The following is an 18659-nucleotide window of genomic DNA, read 5'->3' as shown; positions in this document are numbered from 1 at the left end:
CGATAGGTGACTAAAATATTGCGCGCCTCCCTTTTCAGGGCAAATCTATCACTCCTTCGGTGGAAAGGGGACGACCGATGAGCGAACAGATGATTGCGCTCGAAGAGAGCTGGAAGGCGGCACTCGCGCCGGAGTTTTCCAGTCCCTACATGCAGCAGCTCAGGGATTTCCTGCTGGTGCAGAAGCGAAGCGGCAAGCGTATCTTCCCCAGGGGGTCGGAATATTTTCGCGCTCTTGATCTCACCCCGCTTTCAAAGGTGAAGGTCATCATTCTGGGCCAGGATCCCTATCACGGCCTCGGACAGGCGCACGGGCTCTGCTTCAGCGTTCGCCCGGGCGTGCGCATTCCGCCGTCGCTCGTTAATATCTACAAGGAGATGGAAACCGATCTCGGCATCAAGCCGCCGCGCCATGGCTTCCTGGAGCATTGGGCCCGCCAGGGCGTGCTGTTGCTGAACAGCGTTCTGACCGTCGAGGAGGCGCAGGCCGCCTCGCATCAGGGCAAGGGCTGGGAGCGCTTCACCGATGCAGTGATCGGCAAGGTCAACGAGGAATGCGAGTGCGTCGTCTTCATGCTGTGGGGTTCCTACGCGCAGCGAAAGGCAGCCTTCGTCGATACCTACCGTCATCTCGTCCTCAAGGCGCCGCATCCGTCGCCGCTGTCGGCGCATAACGGCTTTTTCGGATGCAGGCATTTTTCGAAGGCGAACGCTTTCCTGCAGTCTCACGGCCGCGTCCCCATCGACTGGGAGTTGCCCGCAAATCCGCAGGACGCCTAGATTTTCTGAACACCTGTGTATCGGTGTTCAATAAAAGGAAACAATGCGTTTTGGTCTCTGGGGCTATTCCAAATCGCTCCAAGCGATCATCTATGACCCATCAAGGCTCGCGGTTGCGGGCAAGAAAGGGGTCTCGACATGCTCAACCAGATCAAGGGGCTGCACCACGTCACATCGATGGCGGAGGACGCAAGAACAAACAACAGGTTCTTCACAAACGCGCTTGGCCTTCGCCGCGTCAAGAAGACCGTGAACTTCGATGCGCCCGACGTCTACCATCTCTATTATGGCGACGAGACCGGTTCGCCGGGGTCGATCATGACCTATTTTCCGTTTCCCAAGATGGCACAGGGCCGTCCAGGAACCGGCGAAGTCGGCACGACCGTTTTCTCCGTTCCAGAGGGATCGCTCGGCTTCTGGAGCGACCGTCTCACCAAGCTCGGCGTCAGCGGTCTCAAGGCGGACGAGAGCTTCGGCCAAAAGCGGCTGCATTTTCCAGGTCCAGACGGCGACGGTTTCGCGCTTGTTGAAGTCAGGGACGACGACCGCAAGCCCTGGACGCATGGCGGCATCGGCGAGGATCACGCCATCCGCGGCTTCCACTCCGTCGCCATGCGCCTTCGCGACGAGGGCGCGACGTCCGAACTCCTGAAATTCATGGGCTATGAGGTTCAGGAGGACAAGGACGGCGTGAAGCGGCTGATGATGCCAAACGGTAACGGCGCGCATCTGGTCGATCTCGAAACGATGCCGAATACCTCCCGTGCCCTGCCGGGGGCCGGTTCGGTGCACCATGTCGCCTTTGCAGTCGACAACCGCGAAAAGCAGCTCGAGGTGCGCAAGGCACTGATGGACACAGGCTACCAGGTGACGCCGGTCATCGACCGCGATTATTTCTGGGCGATCTATTTTCGCACGCCGGGCGGCATACTCTTCGAGGTCGCCACCAACGAGCCCGGCTTCGACCGGGACGAAGATACGGCTCATCTCGGCGAAGCGCTGAAGCTGCCGCAGCAGCACGCGCACCTGCGACAACTGATCGAGCAGCACCTGCAGCCGCTCGAAGCTTAAGGGGCAGATCGATGAACGACCACAGCTATGTGCACCGGCTCCATGCCGGTGCTCCCGGAAAACCCATTCTCTTCGTGCTGCACGGGACCGGAGGGGATGAAAACCAGTTCTTCGACTTCGGACGGCGGCTTCTGCCCGACGCGACGATCGTCTCTCCCCGCGGGGACGTTTCAGAGCACGGCGCGGCACGCTTTTTCAAGCGCACCGGCGAGGGCGTCTACGACCTGGTCGATCTTGCCAGGGCCACGCAGAAATTGGCGTCTTTCGTGAAAGACATGACGGTCGATCACGGCGCGTCGCACATCCTTGGCCTCGGCTTTTCGAACGGTGCGAACATCCTAGCGAATGTCTTGATCGAATATGGGCTGTTTGATGCATCGGTGCTCCTGCATCCTCTCATTCCATTTCGGCCGAAGGCAAATGGGGAGCTCGACGGCCGCAGGGTGCTGATTACGGCGGGCGAACGCGATCCGATCTCTCCGATCGGCCTGACCCAAGCGCTCGCCGCCTACTTCGCCGGGCAGGGGGCTGCGACCGAGACCGAGTGGCACCCGGGCGGACATGACATCCGTCCGAACGAAATCGACGCCGTGCGCCGCTTCTTCGAGCCCTATTTCTAACTACCGGAAGATTGGCGGCAGTGCTTCCGAGATCTCTTTGTCCGGCGCTGGCATCCAGCGTCCGGTCGAAAAATAGGCCCTGGTCCGGATCTGCGGACCCGGTGCCGCCTTGATCGTCATGATAAAATTGAAGCTGTTCTCGCTGCTGAATTCGCGGGAGAAGACGACACTTGCGCCAAAACCTTCTTCTCTGACATCCTTCAGTTGTCGGATCGCGCTCAAGGTGTCGTGAAAATCCAGCCAGTGCGATTGTGCGAGCACCGTTTCGAAAACGCGCATGAAAGACGGATCGAGCCGGCCCGCGCTATCCCTCGCCGGCCCGACGATCTTGGCGCGTATGTTGAAAATCGCGCCTTTGCGATCTCCGCGAATGATCAGAAATACAGAGCTCAGCGGGCGTTCCCCGTCTTCCTTGTAGACCTCTTGAAAGGAACATTCATAGGCGCTGCTGCCCATGGCGGAGGCACGCCACTGGGTCATCTTGATGCCGGCCTTGCGCAACGTTTCGCACATGTCCGGTCCAGACTTCCGCCACGTCCGCAGGAAATTTCCGGCAAGCTCGGGCTGCGGAACCTCGATCAGCCTCGGCGGGATCTTGACCGGCAGTTGCCGAGCAGGCTTTGCAACTTCTACCGGCTGTGGCGGCGTTCGTTCTGGTTGCTGGACCTGCAGGTTAAGATCGTAGCCCGACAAAGCTGCCAGAGTGCGCAGATGGCGCATGTCGTTGGATAGCAGGACCGTGCCGGCAACGAGCGAGATCGAAAGCGCGAGCATCAGCCACAATGCTACGCGGCGCTTGCGGCGCGGCGGCGGCGTTTTCATATGCAGGCCGGACGGTTGCGTGGCCAAGGCTTTCACTCATTGCCGATGCTTAACGGGCATGTCTGCCCGATAGGTGTAGACAGCATGCTTCCAGTTTGTCTTGCAACCAAATTGAGCGCCGGACGCGCTATATTAGCAAAGAATTCACCTCGTATGCGCTAGGACGGCCGGAAGCGGCCGCGCGAACCAATCTGCAGTGCCGGCAAAGTGGTCCTGACGACATTCAGGCTTTGCTGCTTCTGCAAAGTAATTCTCTTGAGATTTCAACGGCGTTGCTTCATGATAATTGTGATGCGAAGATTTTCGTGTCGTGCCTTATGACGATCGATGCAGGTCGTTTCAGCAATGAGCATGTTTCTTCGCGCCCGGCAGCGATGCCGCGGTTCAGGCTTTAACGCTTTATTCTGCCCTGCAAGCTTGAGGCAGGGTTTGCTTGGGAAGGTTGCATGAGTTCGGAATTTGCGGTTCGCGCGATGCGGCCGGGTGAGTTGGAGCTTGTGCTCGAATGGGCAAGGCAGGAGGGGTGGAATCCAGGACTCGACGATTCGCTCGCTTTCCAGGAGGCCGACCCATCCGGCTTTTTCATCGGTGCGGTCGGTGAAGTTCCGGTCGGTTCCATTTCGGTGGTGAAATACGGCCAAGCCTTGGCGTTCCTTGGTCTTTACATCGTCCATCCGGATTTCCGTGGCAAAGGCTACGGCAAGGCGCTCTGGAATGCCGGCATGGCATCTGCGCCAGACCGCACGATCGGTCTCGACGGCGTCGTCGCTCAGCAGGAGAACTACCGCAAGTCAGGCTTCGAACCAGCCTATAGCACGATCCGGTATGGTGGCATTCCGGCGGTACTGCCGCAGTCCGTGCTCTCGGCACATCCGGTGTCGGACAAGCTGGACGGACTGTTCCGTTACGACGCCGCGATTTTCACCGAGCCACGCAATGCATTTATTGCCGCATGGTGCAAGCGGCGACGCGGGCGCAAGACGGCGATCGTGCGCAAGAGCGGCAAGATCCGCGGCTACGCCACGATCCGCCGCTGTTACGAAGGCTACAAGATCGGGCCGCTTTTTGCCGCCGATACCGATACCGCCGCCGCGCTGCTTGCCGAATTGCTGCCGGAGGCAGGCGGCGAGCCGGTGTTCATCGATGTCCCGGCCGCCAACAGCGAGGCGATCGCGCTTGCCGAAAACATGGAACTCCAACCGGTATTCGAGACGGCGCGCATGTATCGCGGCACGCCACCTGCCATTCCGCTGAAGAACGTCTACGGCGTCACGACGCTGGAACTCGGCTGAGCCTAGTCCATAGGCGAGGCGGGGGCGGTCGAAGCCGAATGCTTTGGGCGTCCCTTCTCAGCGATCGCAATGCCGCCCAGCGTCAAGACCAGCGAGACGATATGGAAGAGCTGCAATTCCTCGCCAAGCAAAAGCACTGACAAAAGCGTGCCGAAAACCGGAACGAGATTGATGAAGAGGCCGGCCCGATTGGCGCCGATCCACTCCACGCCTTTGATATAGAGGATCTGCGCAACCAGGGAGGCGAAGATTGCCGTGTAGAACGTGATGATCCAGCCTCTGCCGTCCGGCATCTGGACATTGCCAGCCGCATTTTCCCAAAAAAGCAGTGGCAGCGACGTCAGCGCCGCCGCAAGAGCGGGAAAGGCCATGAGCGTGCGCCAGTCGACCGGCGGCTTCCAGCGCAGAAAGATCGTGTAGATCGAATAGGCGGCCACGGCCACCAGCATCAAGGCGTCGCCGCGGTTGAGGCCGAGCTTCAGAAGCGCTGCGACATCGCCATGGGAGGCGGTCAGGGCCACGCCGAGGAGCGTCATGCCGAAGCCGGCGATCTGCGCGGCAGAGACGCCGGTGCGGAAGAAAATCAGGTTGAGCAGGAAGATCAGCATCGGGATGCCGGCCTGCTCGATCGCGACATTGATGGCGGTCGTGTATTTCACCGCCGAATAAAGCATGGCGTTGAAGAGCGTATAGCCGACCATGCCGTACAAAAGCAGCAGTGGCAGCTTCTTGCGCACGACCGGCCAGTCCTTCTTGATCTGCGGAAGCGAGACCGCGGCGATGAGCGCGGTTGCAATTGTCCAGCGCAGGAAAGTCAGCGTCATGGGACTTACATGGCCAAGCGCCAGCTTTCCGGCGACGGTGTTTCCACCCCAGCACAGCGTCGCAATGGCGAGACAAATATAGGCCGTGATATGCAAGGATGATTCTTTCCGTCTTCTGAAAAGTCGTTCGGATGGCTGCCGATGGACCGGCAATAGCCCGGGACCGGCTGATTTGTCACGTAAAAAGCCCATTTGGCCCCGATAACAGGGTCGCTTTCCAAAAAACAAAGCTTTATAGATGCGCGGGTTTGAGCAGAGTGCGGATAATCCGCCGGTAACAGGAAGAGTTGGATGACGAACGTAGTCGTGGTCGGTTCGCAATGGGGTGACGAAGGCAAGGGCAAGATTGTCGATTGGCTTTCCGAACGTGCGGATATCGTTGTGCGCTATCAGGGCGGACACAATGCCGGCCATACGCTTGTCATCGACGGCACGAGCTACAAGCTGTCGCTGTTGCCTTCCGGCGTCGTGCGCCCGGGCAAGATGGCGGTGATCGGAAACGGCGTCGTCGTCGATCCGCATGCACTGATTGCAGAGATCGAGAAACTGGAAAAACAGGGCGTCAGGATTTCTCCTGACAACCTGCGCATCGCCGACAACGCCACGCTGATCCTCTCGCTGCACCGCGAGCTCGACGCCTATCGCGAAGATGCCGCCTCCAACAGCGGCACGAAGATCGGCACGACGCGCCGCGGGATCGGCCCGGCCTATGAAGACAAGGTCGGCCGCCGCGCGATCCGCGTCATGGATCTCGCCGATCTGGAGGCGCTCCCGGGCAAGGTCGATCGTATCCTCACCCACCACAACGCGCTTCGCAGGGGCCTGGGCGTTGACGAGGTGAGCCACGAGGCGATCATGACGGAGCTGACGTCGGTTGCCGATCGCGTGCTTCCCTTCCGCGAAACGGTCTGGCTGCTCCTCGACAAGGAGCGCCGCAAGGGCGCGCGCATTCTTTTCGAAGGCGCGCAGGGCAGCTTGCTCGACATCGACCATGGTACCTATCCCTTCGTGACCTCGTCGAATACGGTCGCCGGCCAGGCTGCTGCCGGCTCCGGCATGGGACCTGGTGCTCTCGGCTATATCCTCGGCATTACCAAGGCCTACACGACGCGCGTCGGCGAAGGTCCGTTCCCGACGGAACTCAATGATTCGGTCGGCCAGTTCCTTGGTGAGAAGGGCCATGAATTCGGTACGGTGACGGGCCGCAAGCGCCGTTGCGGCTGGTTCGATGCGGCGCTTGTGCGCCAGTCGGTCGCGACCAACGGCATTACCGGCATTGCGCTGACGAAGCTGGACGTGCTTGACGGTCTCGACGAGTTGAAGATCTGCGTCGGCTACATGCTCGACGGTGAGCAGATCGACCATTTGCCGGCAAGCCAGGCAGCGCAGGCTCGCGTGGAGCCGGTTTACATCGCGCTGGAAGGCTGGAAGGAATCGACCGTCGGCGCCCGCAGCTGGGCCGACCTGCCTGCGCAGGCGATCAAATATGTACGCCAGGTCGAGGAGCTGATCGGTGCGCCTGTCGCGCTTCTGTCCACAAGCCCCGAGCGCGATGACACCATACTTGTGACTGATCCGTTTGAGGATTAATGTCGCGGGTCATTATGGATTCTGGCCCAGTCGAGAATCGGGCCTCTCGAGAAAAGTAACTAATGGCTGATTTTATTGCAGTTATCCGGCGGGCGGTTGACGGCCTGGCTGAAAACACTCCCGAGATGCGGGCGAAGGTTTACGAGCGTGCCCGCAGCGCGGTGCAGCGGCAGCTCGAAAACATGAAGCCGCGCCCGCCGGAAGCGATGCTGCAGCGCCAGCTCGACAAGTTGGATGCTGCTATCCGGGAGGTGGAGGCCGAGCACTCCGAGGCATTGCCGGAAAATGAGCCAGCCATTGCTGCGCCTGCCCATGAAGAGCCTGTTTCCGAGCCGCCAGCAGACTATGCTGCCGCGCCGGAGCCGGCTGAAGACGGGGTTGCTGACGAACCGGTTGCCGCAGAACCGGGCGTAGAAGACCATTTCGCTAAAGCGGATGAACCGGCGCAGTACCGGCACGAGGAGCCTCAGGCTGAACCGCAGGAAGAGGCGGCCCCTCCGGAAGAACAAGAAGAAGAACGATGGGACCGCCCGGTCGAGGAAGTTGCTGCTGCCGCTGAGGCGGAAGCAGTACCTCCCGAGGAATGGGTTGCGTCCCATCAAGACGAAGTGCCGGTCGAGGAACATGCCGTTCCACCGGAGGAGTATCTCGAGGATGCGCCTGCCGTCGAGGACGGTTCGGCTGTCGAACCGGGCCCCCTTCGTCCGGCCGGCGAATACAATCCGTCGAACCGGCTTGTCGAGCCGTTCGTCACCTTCGAAAAGCCCCAGGAGTTCGTCGAGCACAGCCGCGAGGAGCCGCTGCAGGCCGAAACGATTGCGCATTTCGATCCCGTCTGGGCCGAACCGGCTGGTGAAACTCCGGCCGAGCCACCGAAAGACGCAGAGGTTGCATGGGCCACGGAAGAGGTCAGGAACTTCTCGGAAAGCGTTCCGCCAGCGGAGTCGGCCAACGACCACGCACGCGCCTTCGAGGAAGCCATTGCCGGTCTCCAGATACCGCCGCCCGCAAAGATGCCGGCCGCCAACGAGGGCTTTTCCTGGGAAGCCGCCGCCTTTGACGATCTGCCGCCAATCGAGGCGGGCACCAACAGCAAGAAGGCTCCCGTCGCGGCGCACTTCGACGATTCGGACCTGTTCGCCGAGATCCACGGCAAGCCTGCGGCGCCTGCCGCCGACGTTCCGGGGCAAGAGTGGCAGGAAGCCACTGCTCTTCGAGGCTACGGTCGCCGCGGCGTCGTTGCCGAAGACGACGATGCGGCGCCGGCTGCCGATATCGACCAGATCGTTGCCGCAAAACTGCAGAACAAGAATTTCCGCATGGAACCGAAGCGCCGCCGTTTCGGTATCGGCACGATCATTGCCGTTATCGGCGTGTTGGCAGTGCTGGGCGGTGGTGCCTATGCCGCATGGATGAACCGTGCCCAGTTGATCGCCATGGTTGACGACCTGGTGAGCGCCGCTCCGTCCAAGACGGCCGAAACCGAGCCCGCCGCTACGCAGAACCAGACGCCGGCGACCCCTTCGCCAACCAACACCGAAGCGGCCAAGCCCGCCGAACCTGACCGGCAGGTTGCCTCGCTCGATGACGGCTCTTCGGTCAACGACAAGTTCAACCAGCGCCTGATGGCAGACGGTACGGAAGTCGACAACGGCCCGGCTGCCATGCCCGGTACGCCGACCGCCGAAGGCAAGTCGGTCGCCGAGCAGAATGTCGCATCCACCGCGCCGGCTCCGCCCGTACAGTCAGGTGCTGCATCCGCCGAGACGCTGACGCCGAACGGCCCGGCTGCTGCCCCGCAGCAGGTTCCGGCCGGTTCGAGCGAGAAGATGTTCCTCTACGAGGAGCGGATCGGCCAGAGCTCGCCAACGGCGATCCAGGGGGGCGTCGCCTGGAGCGTCCAGCATGAAGCCGGCCAGGGCGGCAAGCAAGAATCGACTGTGCAGGCCAATGTGACGGTGCCGGAGCGCAATCTTTCGGCCCTCGTGACCTTCAAGCGCAACTCCGATCCGTCACTCCCGGCGAGCCATCTTGTCGAGATCGTCTTCTCGCTGCCGCCGAATTTCGAAGGCGGCAGCATCGATAGCGTCCAACGCATTTCGATGAAGCGAACGGAGCAGGATCGCGGTGACCCGCTAATTGCTGTTCCTGCGAAAATCACAGACGACTTCCACATGATCGCGCTGAACGACTATCCAGATGCCCGCAAGGCGAACCTCGATCTGCTTTCGACGCGTGACTGGATCGATATTCCCATCACCTATCGCAACGGCCGCCGCGCGCTGATCACGATGCAGAAGGGACCGACAGGCATAGCAGCCTTCAATACGGCCATCAAAGAATGGACGGCGCTCGGCGACGTGAGCACGAGCCAGTAACGCGCTCGTCGCCTGATGCGCGATGCTGATGACCTGATCCAACCGGGCGCTGCCGGTTGCGGGATGAAGCCGTCATACCGGAAGCCTGCTGCAAAGTTCAGATGACGAAAGCCGCCTGCCGCGATCTGCGGCAAGCGGCTTTCCATTCTTTCGAGGCAAGGACCCGATTATGCCGTGGCTTCGACGACGCGGACCGCGTTTGCCCGTTCCAGCGCTTCCTTGCGCACCGCGTCCTGCACCTTTTCGAAGGCGCGGACTTCGATCTGGCGCACCCGTTCGCGGCTGATGTCGAATTCCGTCGACAGATCTTCCAACGTGACCGGTTCGTCGGCAAGGCGGCGTGCTTCGAAGATGCGGCGTTCTCGGTCGTTCAGAACGCCCATCGCCTTTGAGAGCATGCGACGGCGCGTTTCGAGCTCGTCCTGCTCGATCAGCACTTCTTCCTGGCTGTCGTGGTCGTCCACGAGCCAATCCTGCCACTGGCCGCTGTCGCCTTCGGAGGCCTTGATCGGCGCGTTCAGCGAAGCGTCGCCGGAAAGGCGGCGGTTCATCGAAACGACTTCCTCCTCGGAGACGTTCAGTTTCGTTGCGATCTCCGCGACATGCTCAGGCTTCAGGTCGCCTTCGTCGATTGCCTGGATCCGGCCCTTGAGGCGGCGCAGGTTGAAGAACAGGCGCTTCTGGTTGGCAGTCGTGCCCATCTTCACCAGCGACCACGAGCGCAGGATGTATTCCTGGATCGAAGCCTTGATCCACCACATGGCGTAGGTGGCCAGACGGAAGCCGCGCTCCGGATCGAACTTCTTGACGGCTTGCATGAGGCCGACATTGCCTTCGGATACGACTTCGCCGATCGGCAGGCCGTAGCCGCGGTAGCCCATCGCGATCTTGGCAACAAGACGCAGGTGACTGGTGACGAGTTTATGGGCAGCTTCGCGGTCGCCGTGCTCGGAATAACGCTTTGCCAGCATATATTCCTGCTGCGGCTCGAGCATCGGAAACTTGCGGATCTCGTCGAGATAACGATTGAGACCGGCTTCGCCGGCGGTAATGGACGGCAAGGTATTGCGGGCCATGATTGCACCCTCCTATGTAGATTCCGGTTCCCGATGGAACGCGTCCCCGCGTCGGAACAGGCGAACCGGGACGTGCGGCTCAAATCCAAGCCCGCACTAGGTCAACATACAGATAAGTGTGGCGGAACAGCGGTTCAAGCCCAGCAAACGCCTTCACGAAGACGTTATATCGCTAACGGCGAAGCGCTTCTGCGAGTTCCACCATATCTTCAGGAAGTGGCACTTCGAAATGCATGAGTTCACCCGTGCGGGGATGCTCGAACTGCAGCATGTAGGCATGCAGCGCCTGACGGGCGAAGCTGTTGACGACTTTGCGTGCTTCATCGGGCAGCAGATTGGCCTTGGTTCTGAAATGCGCGCCATAGACTGTATCGCCAAGCAGGGGATGGCCGATATGGGCCATATGGACGCGAATCTGATGCGTGCGGCCGGTCTCCAGATGGCATTCGACAAGGGCGGCAAGCGCTGTTGCATCCGGATTCTCGTGGAAGCGTTCCAGCACTGAGTAATGCGTGATGGCCTCGTCGGCGTCCTGGCTGTCGGGACGCTTGACGGAGCGGCGCGTACGGTCGCCGGTGGAACGGCCGAGCGGCGCATCGATCGTGCCCGTAAGCGAGCGCGGCCGGCCCCAGACGATTGCCTGATAGGCGCGCTCCAGCGGCATGGTTCGGCCATGATCGGCAAACTGGAGCGACAGGTGGCGATGTGCAATATCGTTCTTGGCAACGACCATGACGCCGGTCGTGTCCTTGTCGAGCCGATGCACGATGCCTGGCCGCCGGACGCCGCCGATGCCCGACAGGCTGTCGCCGCAGTGGTGGATCAGCGCATTGACGAGGGTTCCCGTCCAGTTTCCAGCGGCCGGATGTACGACCAGGCCGGCCGGTTTGGAGATGACGATGAGGTCGTCGTCCTCGTAAAGGATGTCGAGCGGTATGTCTTCACCCTTCGGCGTCGGGTCTTCCGGCTCGGGGAGCAGAAGTTCGAGATTGTCGCCCGAGCGCACCTTTTTTTGCGGATCGAGCACGACGGCGCCGTTCACGAGCAGCTGGCCATCCTTGATCAAGACCTTGACGCGGCTTCGGGAAAACTCCTCGCCAAGCTGAGCCGTCAGCCAGGCGTCGAGGCGGCCTTCGGCATTCTCATCGGCAGTCAGGACTTTCCTAATGCCGGATGCTTGTTTAAAGGGGTCGCTCAAGACGCGTCTTCTCCGAAGTATTTCATAGGACACCACGATGACGAAAATCGAGCTGGACGATCAGGAAGAACAGCCCCTTGACCCGGCAATGGAAAATGTCCGGCGCAAGATGGTCCGCCTGCAGATCGTCTCCGGCGCCATCATGTTCGTGAGCCTTATGGCGGTCTTCGGGGCCGTTGTCTACAAGACGATGAAGGCAGAACCGGCAGAAACGGCACCTATCTCGGGTTCCAACGTTCCATCCGATTCACCGGTCAGATCCACAGTCTCCCTGCCGCTCGGGTTCGCCGTGCAGTCCACGTCGCTGTCGGGAAGCCAGATCCTGTTCTTCGGCCAATCAATCGACGGCAAGCGCAAGGCACTGGTCTTCGACATTGCGGCGGGTCGGCTCGTCGCCGACATCACCGTCGCCGGCAACTAAGGCCGATGGCTGCCGCGCCGATGACGGTCGAAAGCGCCGATGATCCGCGCATTGCGGAATTCCGCGCGATCCGAGAACGCGACCTGACGGGCAGGCAGAACCGTTTCATTGCCGAGGGCACCGTCGTGCTGCGCATGCTGGCCGAAGCCCACGCTGCGAGACGCGGTTTCGAGGCCGAGAAAGTCCTGCTGCTGCGAAACCGCGCCGAAGGCGTCGCAGACATTCTTGCGCGCTTGCCGGAGGATGTCCCGGTCTATGTCGCCGATGCGGATGTTCTTAACAGCATCGTCGGCTTTGATCTGCATCGCGGCGTGCTGGCGCTCGGCCGGCGCATCGCCGAGAGCCAGAACCTGCTCGACAGCCTGCCGGAGCGCGCGCTCGTGCTCGTTGGCTGCGGTATTTCCAATCACGACAATGCCGGGTCGATGTTCCGCAATGCGGCCGCCTTCAACGCGGACGCGGTCTTCCTCGACGAGACCTCCTGCGACCCGCTTTACCGCAAGGCGATGCGTGTCTCCGTGGGCTCAGTGCTGAGCATTCCCTATCAGCGGGGCAGCAGTGCTCTCGATATCCTCGCGGCACTAAGCGAACGCGGTTTCGATATCTGGACGCTATCGCCGCGCGGCAAGACCGATATACGGGCGATAGCACCTTCAGGTCGCATGGCTCTGGTGGTCGGTACGGAGGGAGATGGGTTGCCGCAAGCTGTCCTGGCGCGCTTCAGGAGCGCACGCGTTCCACAATCTGCCCGCCTCGACAGTCTCAACGTCGCGACGGCGACCGGCATCGCTTTGTTCGCGATGGCATCTGCGGCCGATCGTCTTTAAATCAGCCGGGCTGCGACAGGATCGTTGCGGCACGCTGGGCAAGGCTCACGCGTTCACCCTCTTCGTTGCCCGCATCCGCCGGCAGAAGGTCTCGGATCGGCGAGGATGGCCCCTCGTTAAGCGCCGTCAGCGCCACCATGCCGGCGGCGATCGAGGCGATTTCTTCGCGCATGGCGCTGTCGTTGCCCGTCGTTGCCTTCGCATTTGAAATGCGATCGGAAATGGCGGCACTGCGGGCGCGAACTTCTTCGGCAAGGCGGGCGGCAACCGCTGCTGAATCAAGTTCGGAAGCCGGAGATTCTTCCTGCATCAGTTCCTCCCCTTTGGTTTCGACCGTCGCCAGACCCGCATCGAAAAGCACGCGGTTTGCCTTGCGCAGGCTGGCATTGAGCGACTTTACCTGCTCCTTGAGCTTGGCGATTTCCTGCTGGCGGCGGCCGAGAAGCGCTTCCTTGTCGGCAGCGGCAGCTGTCTCGCGCGCGGATTTGTCTTCCAGGCGGATCACCAAATGCTCCTGCTGCGTCAGCTTCTGCTCGGCGTCTTTGGCCCGCTTCTGCACAAGATTGACGTCCTGGCGCAACGTGTCGCGTTCGGCGCGCAGCGCATTTGCATGGAATTTCAGACTTTCGATCTCGGTTTCGCGCGCTGCTATGTCGATTTTGAGGTTGTCCGCCTGCTCGGCGAGCTTGCTGAGGCGCGTTCGCAGCGCCTCGATCTCGCTTTCCTTCGCAGAACTCGCCTGTTCGGCGATATGCAAGCTCGTCTTCAGCTGGCTGATATAGGTCTCGTCCTTGCGCAGGTGGGAGCGCATTTCGGCAGCCTCGACGTTCAGATCGGCAATCTGCCCCTGCAATGCACTAAGCTGGGAGGACAAACGGCCGGCATCGAGCGCAAGGGAATCATGGCGAAGCTGCAGGGACAGGGATTTTTCGCGCTCGCGTATCAGGTCCTGTGCGGTTCTGGCATTCTCCGCAGCGTAGAGCGCCCGTACCATGTCCTTCTGCGCCCGGACTTCCTGCGGGGTGAGGGGCATTGTCGCCTTCATGCGGTTTTCCGTGTACCAGACGATGCGGCGATGGATTGCAGGCGAGATCAGGAAGACGAGGAACGCCGCCGTCAGGAAACCCAGTCCGAACAGAAGAGCATATTCGATCACGGCGCGGCCACTGCGTTAAGGTTTGATTTGCGTCAGCGCCAATGATTAAAGCACGCGCTGCGCCTAGAGCAAGTGGCGGATAGGTGACGGCGGGCAAGAATCCCGCCGCCGAACGCGGTCTTAGAAGGGGTTCCAGGTCGGGCCGGGCGTGATTTTCAGATAGCCGACGTTGATGCCCAGGCGGGCGCCGACACCGGTCCGGATCGGAACCACCAGAACATTGTTGTTCTTGAGCAGCGTCATGCCAAAGCCGGCAATCACGAAAGCCTGGCCGCTGACACCGCCGAAGCGGGCATAGATGCTGTCGATCGAAGGCAGGTCGTAGACAAGCATCATGACGCGCGTGCCCTGGCCGCCGTAGTCGATGCCGAGAGACGGTCCCTGCCAGTAGAGCGAATGCGCGCCGGCGTTCTTGGTGTTGAGCTGGCCTTCCCCGTAGGTCAGGCCGGCGATGAAGGCGCCGGACCCTTCCTGTCCCAAAACGTAACCGTTGGGCAGACCGTATTTTTGAAAGGCCGCTTCAACGACCTTTGCCAGTCCGCCGCTGGTCGATCCGAAAAAGGAATGGCCAGCGTCGACGATCTCCTGCATGGTGTATTGATTGCTGTTGGCCTGCTGTGCTGCCGCCTGCTGCGCGGAGAGCACGAATGCTTGAATGGCCAATGCGACGAAGAGCCGGCAAAAGCCCATAAATCTTCCGGGGAATTGAAGGCGCATGGTGTCATCCGTTCATCATGGTCGGTTCGATGAGCCGTTTCCGGCAGTGAATGCATTTTGCGCGGATCGTCTTAACAATCGGTTTACCAAATATGGTGTCATTATGGCGACGAGTACGGCGCAAACTTCGTGCAATTTTGATCAAGCATGATAGGCGGGAAGACTCTTGCCGCCTTTAGGAGACGATGATGTCCAAGAACCCCAATATGACATTGACCGGCCCGGATCTGGCCGCGCTGCTTTGCAGCCGTGTTTGCCATGACGTCATCTCGCCCGTCGGCGCGATCAACAATGGTCTCGAGCTGCTGGACGAAGGCGGCGCCGATTCGGACGCCATGGACCTCATCCGCACGAGTGCGCTCAATGCCTCGGTTCGCCTGAAATTTGCACGGCTCGCGTTTGGCGCCTCCGGTTCGGTCGGCGCTTCGATCGATACCGGCGAGGCAGAGCGCGCAGCCAAGGACTTCGCAGCCGCCGAAAAGAAGACCGAGGTGACCTGGAACGGGCCACGCGCCATCGTCGCGAAAAATCGCGTCAAGCTGCTGCTCAATCTCTTCCTGGTTGCCTATTCCTCGATCCCGCGCGGCGGTTCGCTGGAGGTGACGCTTGAGAATCCAGAGTTCGACGCCAGGTTCAAGATCGTCGCCAAGGGCAAGCTGATGCGCCTGCCGGCGAAGTTCGTGGAAATCACGTCCGGCCAGGTCGAGGAGGCGATCGATGCACATTCGATCCAGCCTTACTACACGGTCCTGCTTGCCGAAGAGTGCGGCATGGAGCTCGGCCACAGCGCGACGGGCGAAGAAATCATCTTCACCGCGGAGACGGTTTCTGCCTAGCGTCATGGTTGCATCGCTGCAGCCTTGTCACGTCCCGGGTAACACTTCCTTAGCCTAATGGACCTATTCTCAAGGACTGAGGAAGCCCCACTGGAGTAGAAGTGGAGCGAAGGAGCAGGCATGCAGCGGTTCATGATCACTGATAGTTCGGATGTCGTCCGCAAAGTCGGAAAGCGTATCCTTTCCGAACTCGATTTCCTTGTCAGTGAGGCCTCCAACGCAAGCGAAGCACTTTCGCGCTGCCAGGCCGAGCTTCCCGAATACATGATCGTCGATTCCGGCATGGACGGCGCCCTCGAACTGATCTGCGCTATCCGGGAGATGGAGGGCGGCAAGGACGTCAAGATCTACTACTGCGTGATCGAGGCCGATCTCAAGAAGCTGATGATGGGCAAGCGGGCAGGCGCCACCGACTTCCTGCTGAAGCCCTTCGACCGCAAGATTCTGACTGCCGTCTTCGGCAACCGCGCGATCGCCGCCTGATTCCCTTTATTCTTCAAGGTTTAAGCCGCCTGCGGGCGGCTTGGCCATTGCAAGTCGTGCATCAAGACGAAAAATCCCGCCGGAGCGGGATATCTCATGATCGAAAAGGGGAATTCGGCGTCTCAGGCGGTTTCGGCGTATTCGGCGCCATCCGGCTCGCGCAGAACGTAGCCGCGGCCCCAGACGGTTTCGATGTAGTTTGCGCCGCCGGCAGCATTTGCGAGCTTCTTGCGCAGCTTGCAGATGAAAACGTCGATGATCTTCAACTCGGGCTCGTCCATGCCCCCGTAAAGGTGGTTGAGGAACATTTCCTTGGTCAGGGTCGTGCCCTTGCGGAGCGAAAGCAGCTCCAGCATCTGATATTCCTTGCCGGTCAGGTGAACACGCTGGCCGCCGACTTCAACGGTCTTGGCGTCGAGGTTCACGATCAACTCGCCGGTCATGATGACCGACTGGGCATGGCCCTTGGAACGGCGGACGATCGCGTGGATGCGTGCGACCAATTCGTCCTTGTGGAACGGCTTTGTCATGTAGTCGTCGGCGCCGAAACCGAGGCCGCGGACCTTGTCTTCAATGCCTGCCATGCCGGAGAGGATCAGGATTGGTGTCTTGACCTTGGACAGGCGGAGAGTGCGCAGCACTTCATATCCGGACATGTCGGGAAGGTTCAGATCGAGAAGGATGATGTCGTAATCATACAGTTTGCCGAGATCGACGCCTTCCTCACCGAGATCGGTGGTGTAGACGTTGAAGCTTTCGGATTTCAGCATCAGTTCGATGCTCTGCGCTGTCGCGCTGTCGTCTTCGATAAGTAGTACCCGCATTATTATCCCCTTTACCGCCGCCGAAAGGTGGTCTGGCCCCCTACGCGATACCGAATACTTCACTGCGTGATTTGGAAGCTGCCACGAAATGGTTAACAAATTCTGATTCACTCTGGCAAGAGGTAACGAATTTATTAAGCAATTTCCCCATTTCGCTGTTTTCCAATGAGAATCCGCAACGCCAATTCCTTAACTTTCACATTAAGAACGGCCGGTAAGCGATTCATTCGACTCACCAATGAACAGGATCTGGAAATCGCGTAGTGATGTTTACCGACCCTTAAATCATCGGCACTATCATTAACGATGCCCGTAAACGAAAGGTTACCAGCGGTAGGTTTTTGTTAATACCGACGGAAATTTTTTTGGCAGGCCGTTTCAAACCGGTGCGCAAGGGCAATTTTAGTTGAGCCGGGATCTCGCATCACTGGAGTAATGCGTATGAAGTCGCGTGAGAGCCTAGTTCGCCTGAAGGAGTTTCAGGTGAACGAAAAACGACGTCAGCTGCAGCAATTGCAGATGATGATGTCGGAATTCGAACGAATGACGAAGGATCTGGAGAGTCAGATCGTCATCGAAGAGAAGAAATCCGGCATTTCCGACCCGAATCACTTCGCCTACCCGACCTTCGCAAAGGCGGCTCGCCAGCGCGCCGACAATCTTCAGGTTTCCATCAAGGAATTGAAGATGCAGGAAGAGTCGCTGGAGCAGGCGCTCGAGGAGATGCAGGCGGAATATGCCCGCGCTACCGCGCTCGAAGAGCGCGACAGCGCCATTCGGGCCCGCGCCTGATCGATCGGCCGCGGACGCCGGCTGCGGCGTCCTCAAGAAGCCATGTATGACGGACCGTAAGTCCGTCATACATGGCTTTTGGTGCTGTCAGTTCACCACGTCGCGCCATTCCTGGTGGCGTTGTGATTGCGCCTTGAAGAACGGGCAGAGCGGAAAGATCTTCCAGCCGCCCTTTCTTGCCTCTTCGACGGCATAAAGCGCAAGCGCCTGACCCACGCCTTTGCCGCGCAGGGCATCCGGCACGCCGGTGTGATCGATGATGACGAGCTTCGGCGACGTGCGGGAATAGCTCATCTCGGCTTCGTGTCCGTCGACCTTGGCCACATACCGGCCGCCCGAGGCATTGTCTTCGCTGCGAATATCCATTGTATTTTCTCCGAAAACCGATGTTGCTAGGCAGACCGTGACATGTCGGCCATGCCATGCCAAGCCGGTCGAGGAGACGACACAGTGTTCAATCCGAGGGGAATTCGATGAGAAGACTGGTGGGAATCCGGCCGGTACTGCTTGCTGCAGCACCATTCTTCCTGGCGCTTGGGCTGGTACTGCCTCTGATCCGATTCGAGAAGCTCTACTTCTTCGATGAAACGCCGTCGCTGGTGGAGATCGTTGCTTCGCTCTGGAGCGGAGGGGATATTCCGCTCGCGCTGATCGTCGCAATCGTGTCAATCGTATTGCCGATCCTCAAGATCATCGGCATTGCCGCCGAGGCGACGGCTGCCGGCGGCGGGACCGGCAGCTGGTTTTATCGTCACGCCGTACCGTATCTCTCCAAGTGGTCGATGATGGACGTTTTACTGGTGGCGATCGTGATTGCGGCGGCGAAGACGACGGGCCTTGCGGATGCTTTTACCCAACCCGGACTGTGGTGCTACGCGGCGTCAACAATAATTTCGGGCCTTCTTCACTCCCTTCAGGGAAATGCGTCCGGCCCGAGATAAACGCCTTTGCCT

The 18659-nt window shown here is 60.1% G+C and carries 20 protein-coding genes; 12 read left to right on the top strand and 8 right to left on the bottom strand.

What is annotated here, in order from left to right; translation table 11 throughout:
• Positions 1–77 precede the first annotated feature (77 nt).
• The 3 genes from ung (at position 78) to AM571_RS14980 (ending at position 2470) form a co-directional block, all read left to right on the top strand.
• Positions 78–779: a uracil-DNA glycosylase gene (ung, locus tag AM571_RS14990; protein ID WP_074062092.1), complete on the top strand. Its 702-nt coding sequence runs from the start codon at positions 78–80 to the stop codon at positions 777–779.
• 138 nt (positions 780–917) lie between these two features.
• Entirely contained in the window at positions 918–1850 is a 933-nt protein-coding gene (locus tag AM571_RS14985; protein WP_074062091.1) for a VOC family protein, read from the top strand.
• A gap of 11 nt (positions 1851–1861) precedes the next feature.
• Entirely contained in the window at positions 1862–2470 is a 609-nt protein-coding gene (locus AM571_RS14980) for an alpha/beta hydrolase (RefSeq protein WP_074062090.1), read from the top strand.
• On the opposite strand, the gene AM571_RS14975 is transcribed toward AM571_RS14980, so the two are convergent.
• A complete protein-coding gene (locus AM571_RS14975) occupies positions 2471–3319 on the bottom strand; it encodes a DUF6030 family protein (protein WP_155774458.1) in 849 nt (282 codons plus the stop codon).
• A gap of 419 nt (positions 3320–3738) precedes the next feature.
• Here AM571_RS14975 and AM571_RS14970 point away from each other — a divergent pair, with 419 nt between their 5' ends.
• Positions 3739–4584: a GNAT family N-acetyltransferase gene (locus AM571_RS14970; protein ID WP_074062088.1), complete on the top strand. Its 846-nt coding sequence runs from the start codon at positions 3739–3741 to the stop codon at positions 4582–4584.
• A gap of 2 nt (positions 4585–4586) precedes the next feature.
• Here the strand turns inward: AM571_RS14970 and AM571_RS14965 are convergent, their stop codons facing one another.
• Positions 4587–5504: a DMT family transporter gene (locus AM571_RS14965; RefSeq protein ID WP_074062087.1), complete on the bottom strand. Its 918-nt coding sequence runs from the start codon at positions 5502–5504 to the stop codon at positions 4587–4589.
• 195 nt (positions 5505–5699) lie between these two features.
• Here AM571_RS14965 and AM571_RS14960 point away from each other — a divergent pair, with 195 nt between their 5' ends.
• Complete coding sequence (locus AM571_RS14960) at positions 5700–6998, top strand: adenylosuccinate synthase (RefSeq protein ID WP_074062086.1); 1299 nt, start codon at positions 5700–5702, stop codon at positions 6996–6998.
• A 62-nt stretch (positions 6999–7060) separates the two neighbouring features.
• Positions 7061–9376, top strand: a complete 2316-nt coding sequence (locus tag AM571_RS14955; RefSeq protein ID WP_074062085.1) for a hypothetical protein — start codon at positions 7061–7063, stop codon at positions 9374–9376.
• 167 nt (positions 9377–9543) lie between these two features.
• Here the strand turns inward: AM571_RS14955 and rpoH are convergent, their stop codons facing one another.
• Together rpoH and AM571_RS14945 are read right to left on the bottom strand one after the other, a co-directional pair.
• On the bottom strand, positions 9544–10452 hold the full coding sequence (gene rpoH, locus AM571_RS14950) for an RNA polymerase sigma factor RpoH (RefSeq protein ID WP_074062084.1): 909 nt from the start codon (positions 10450–10452) through the stop codon (positions 9544–9546).
• A gap of 172 nt (positions 10453–10624) precedes the next feature.
• Positions 10625–11650 carry an RluA family pseudouridine synthase gene (locus AM571_RS14945; RefSeq protein WP_074062083.1) on the bottom strand — a complete coding sequence of 342 codons (1026 nt, stop codon included), beginning with the start codon at positions 11648–11650 and terminating at the stop codon, positions 10625–10627.
• Between the two features lie 37 nt (positions 11651–11687).
• Here AM571_RS14945 and AM571_RS14940 point away from each other — a divergent pair, with 37 nt between their 5' ends.
• Together AM571_RS14940 and AM571_RS14935 are read left to right on the top strand one after the other, a co-directional pair.
• Positions 11688–12071: a hypothetical protein gene (locus AM571_RS14940; protein WP_074062082.1), complete on the top strand. Its 384-nt coding sequence runs from the start codon at positions 11688–11690 to the stop codon at positions 12069–12071.
• Positions 12072–12076: 5 nt separating this feature from the next.
• Positions 12077–12898 carry a TrmH family RNA methyltransferase gene (locus AM571_RS14935; protein ID WP_074062081.1) on the top strand — a complete coding sequence of 274 codons (822 nt, stop codon included), beginning with the start codon at positions 12077–12079 and terminating at the stop codon, positions 12896–12898.
• A 1-nt stretch (position 12899) separates the two neighbouring features.
• On the opposite strand, the gene AM571_RS14930 is transcribed toward AM571_RS14935, so the two are convergent.
• Positions 12900–14054: a hypothetical protein gene (locus tag AM571_RS14930; protein WP_074062080.1), complete on the bottom strand. Its 1155-nt coding sequence runs from the start codon at positions 14052–14054 to the stop codon at positions 12900–12902.
• A gap of 120 nt (positions 14055–14174) precedes the next feature.
• Positions 14175–14771: a DUF1134 domain-containing protein gene (locus AM571_RS14925; RefSeq protein ID WP_074062079.1), complete on the bottom strand. Its 597-nt coding sequence runs from the start codon at positions 14769–14771 to the stop codon at positions 14175–14177.
• Positions 14772–14956: 185 nt separating this feature from the next.
• On the opposite strand from AM571_RS14925, the gene chpT reads away from it, so the two are divergent.
• Together chpT and AM571_RS14915 are read left to right on the top strand one after the other, a co-directional pair.
• Positions 14957–15607, top strand: a complete 651-nt coding sequence (gene chpT, locus AM571_RS14920) for a histidine phosphotransferase ChpT (protein ID WP_196776285.1) — start codon at positions 14957–14959, stop codon at positions 15605–15607.
• A gap of 120 nt (positions 15608–15727) precedes the next feature.
• On the top strand, positions 15728–16090 hold the full coding sequence (locus AM571_RS14915) for a response regulator (RefSeq protein WP_074062077.1): 363 nt from the start codon (positions 15728–15730) through the stop codon (positions 16088–16090).
• Positions 16091–16212: 122 nt separating this feature from the next.
• Here the strand turns inward: AM571_RS14915 and ctrA are convergent, their stop codons facing one another.
• Positions 16213–16914, bottom strand: coding sequence for a response regulator transcription factor CtrA (gene ctrA, locus AM571_RS14910; protein WP_003542362.1), 702 nt, complete (start codon positions 16912–16914; stop codon positions 16213–16215).
• Positions 16915–17355: 441 nt separating this feature from the next.
• Between ctrA and AM571_RS14905 the strand changes: the two genes are divergently transcribed.
• On the top strand, positions 17356–17706 hold the full coding sequence (locus tag AM571_RS14905) for a flagellar export protein FliJ (RefSeq protein ID WP_074062076.1): 351 nt from the start codon (positions 17356–17358) through the stop codon (positions 17704–17706).
• An 87-nt stretch (positions 17707–17793) separates the two neighbouring features.
• Here the strand turns inward: AM571_RS14905 and AM571_RS14900 are convergent, their stop codons facing one another.
• The gene (locus AM571_RS14900; protein ID WP_074062075.1) at positions 17794–18072 is read right to left on the bottom strand and encodes a GNAT family N-acetyltransferase; all 279 of its coding nucleotides are present in this window, start codon (positions 18070–18072) and stop codon (positions 17794–17796) included.
• A gap of 107 nt (positions 18073–18179) precedes the next feature.
• Between AM571_RS14900 and AM571_RS14895 the strand changes: the two genes are divergently transcribed.
• Complete coding sequence (locus AM571_RS14895; RefSeq protein ID WP_074062074.1) at positions 18180–18647, top strand: paraquat-inducible protein A; 468 nt, start codon at positions 18180–18182, stop codon at positions 18645–18647.
• Positions 18648–18659: the final 12 nt, after the last annotated feature.

The sequence above is a fragment of the Rhizobium etli 8C-3 genome (genome assembly GCF_001908375.1).
In the GTDB taxonomy this organism is placed as follows: Bacteria; Pseudomonadota; Alphaproteobacteria; order Rhizobiales; family Rhizobiaceae; genus Rhizobium; species Rhizobium etli_B.
Note: the sequence above shows the minus strand (reverse complement) of the source record. Positions and strands in the feature narration are given on the sequence as shown.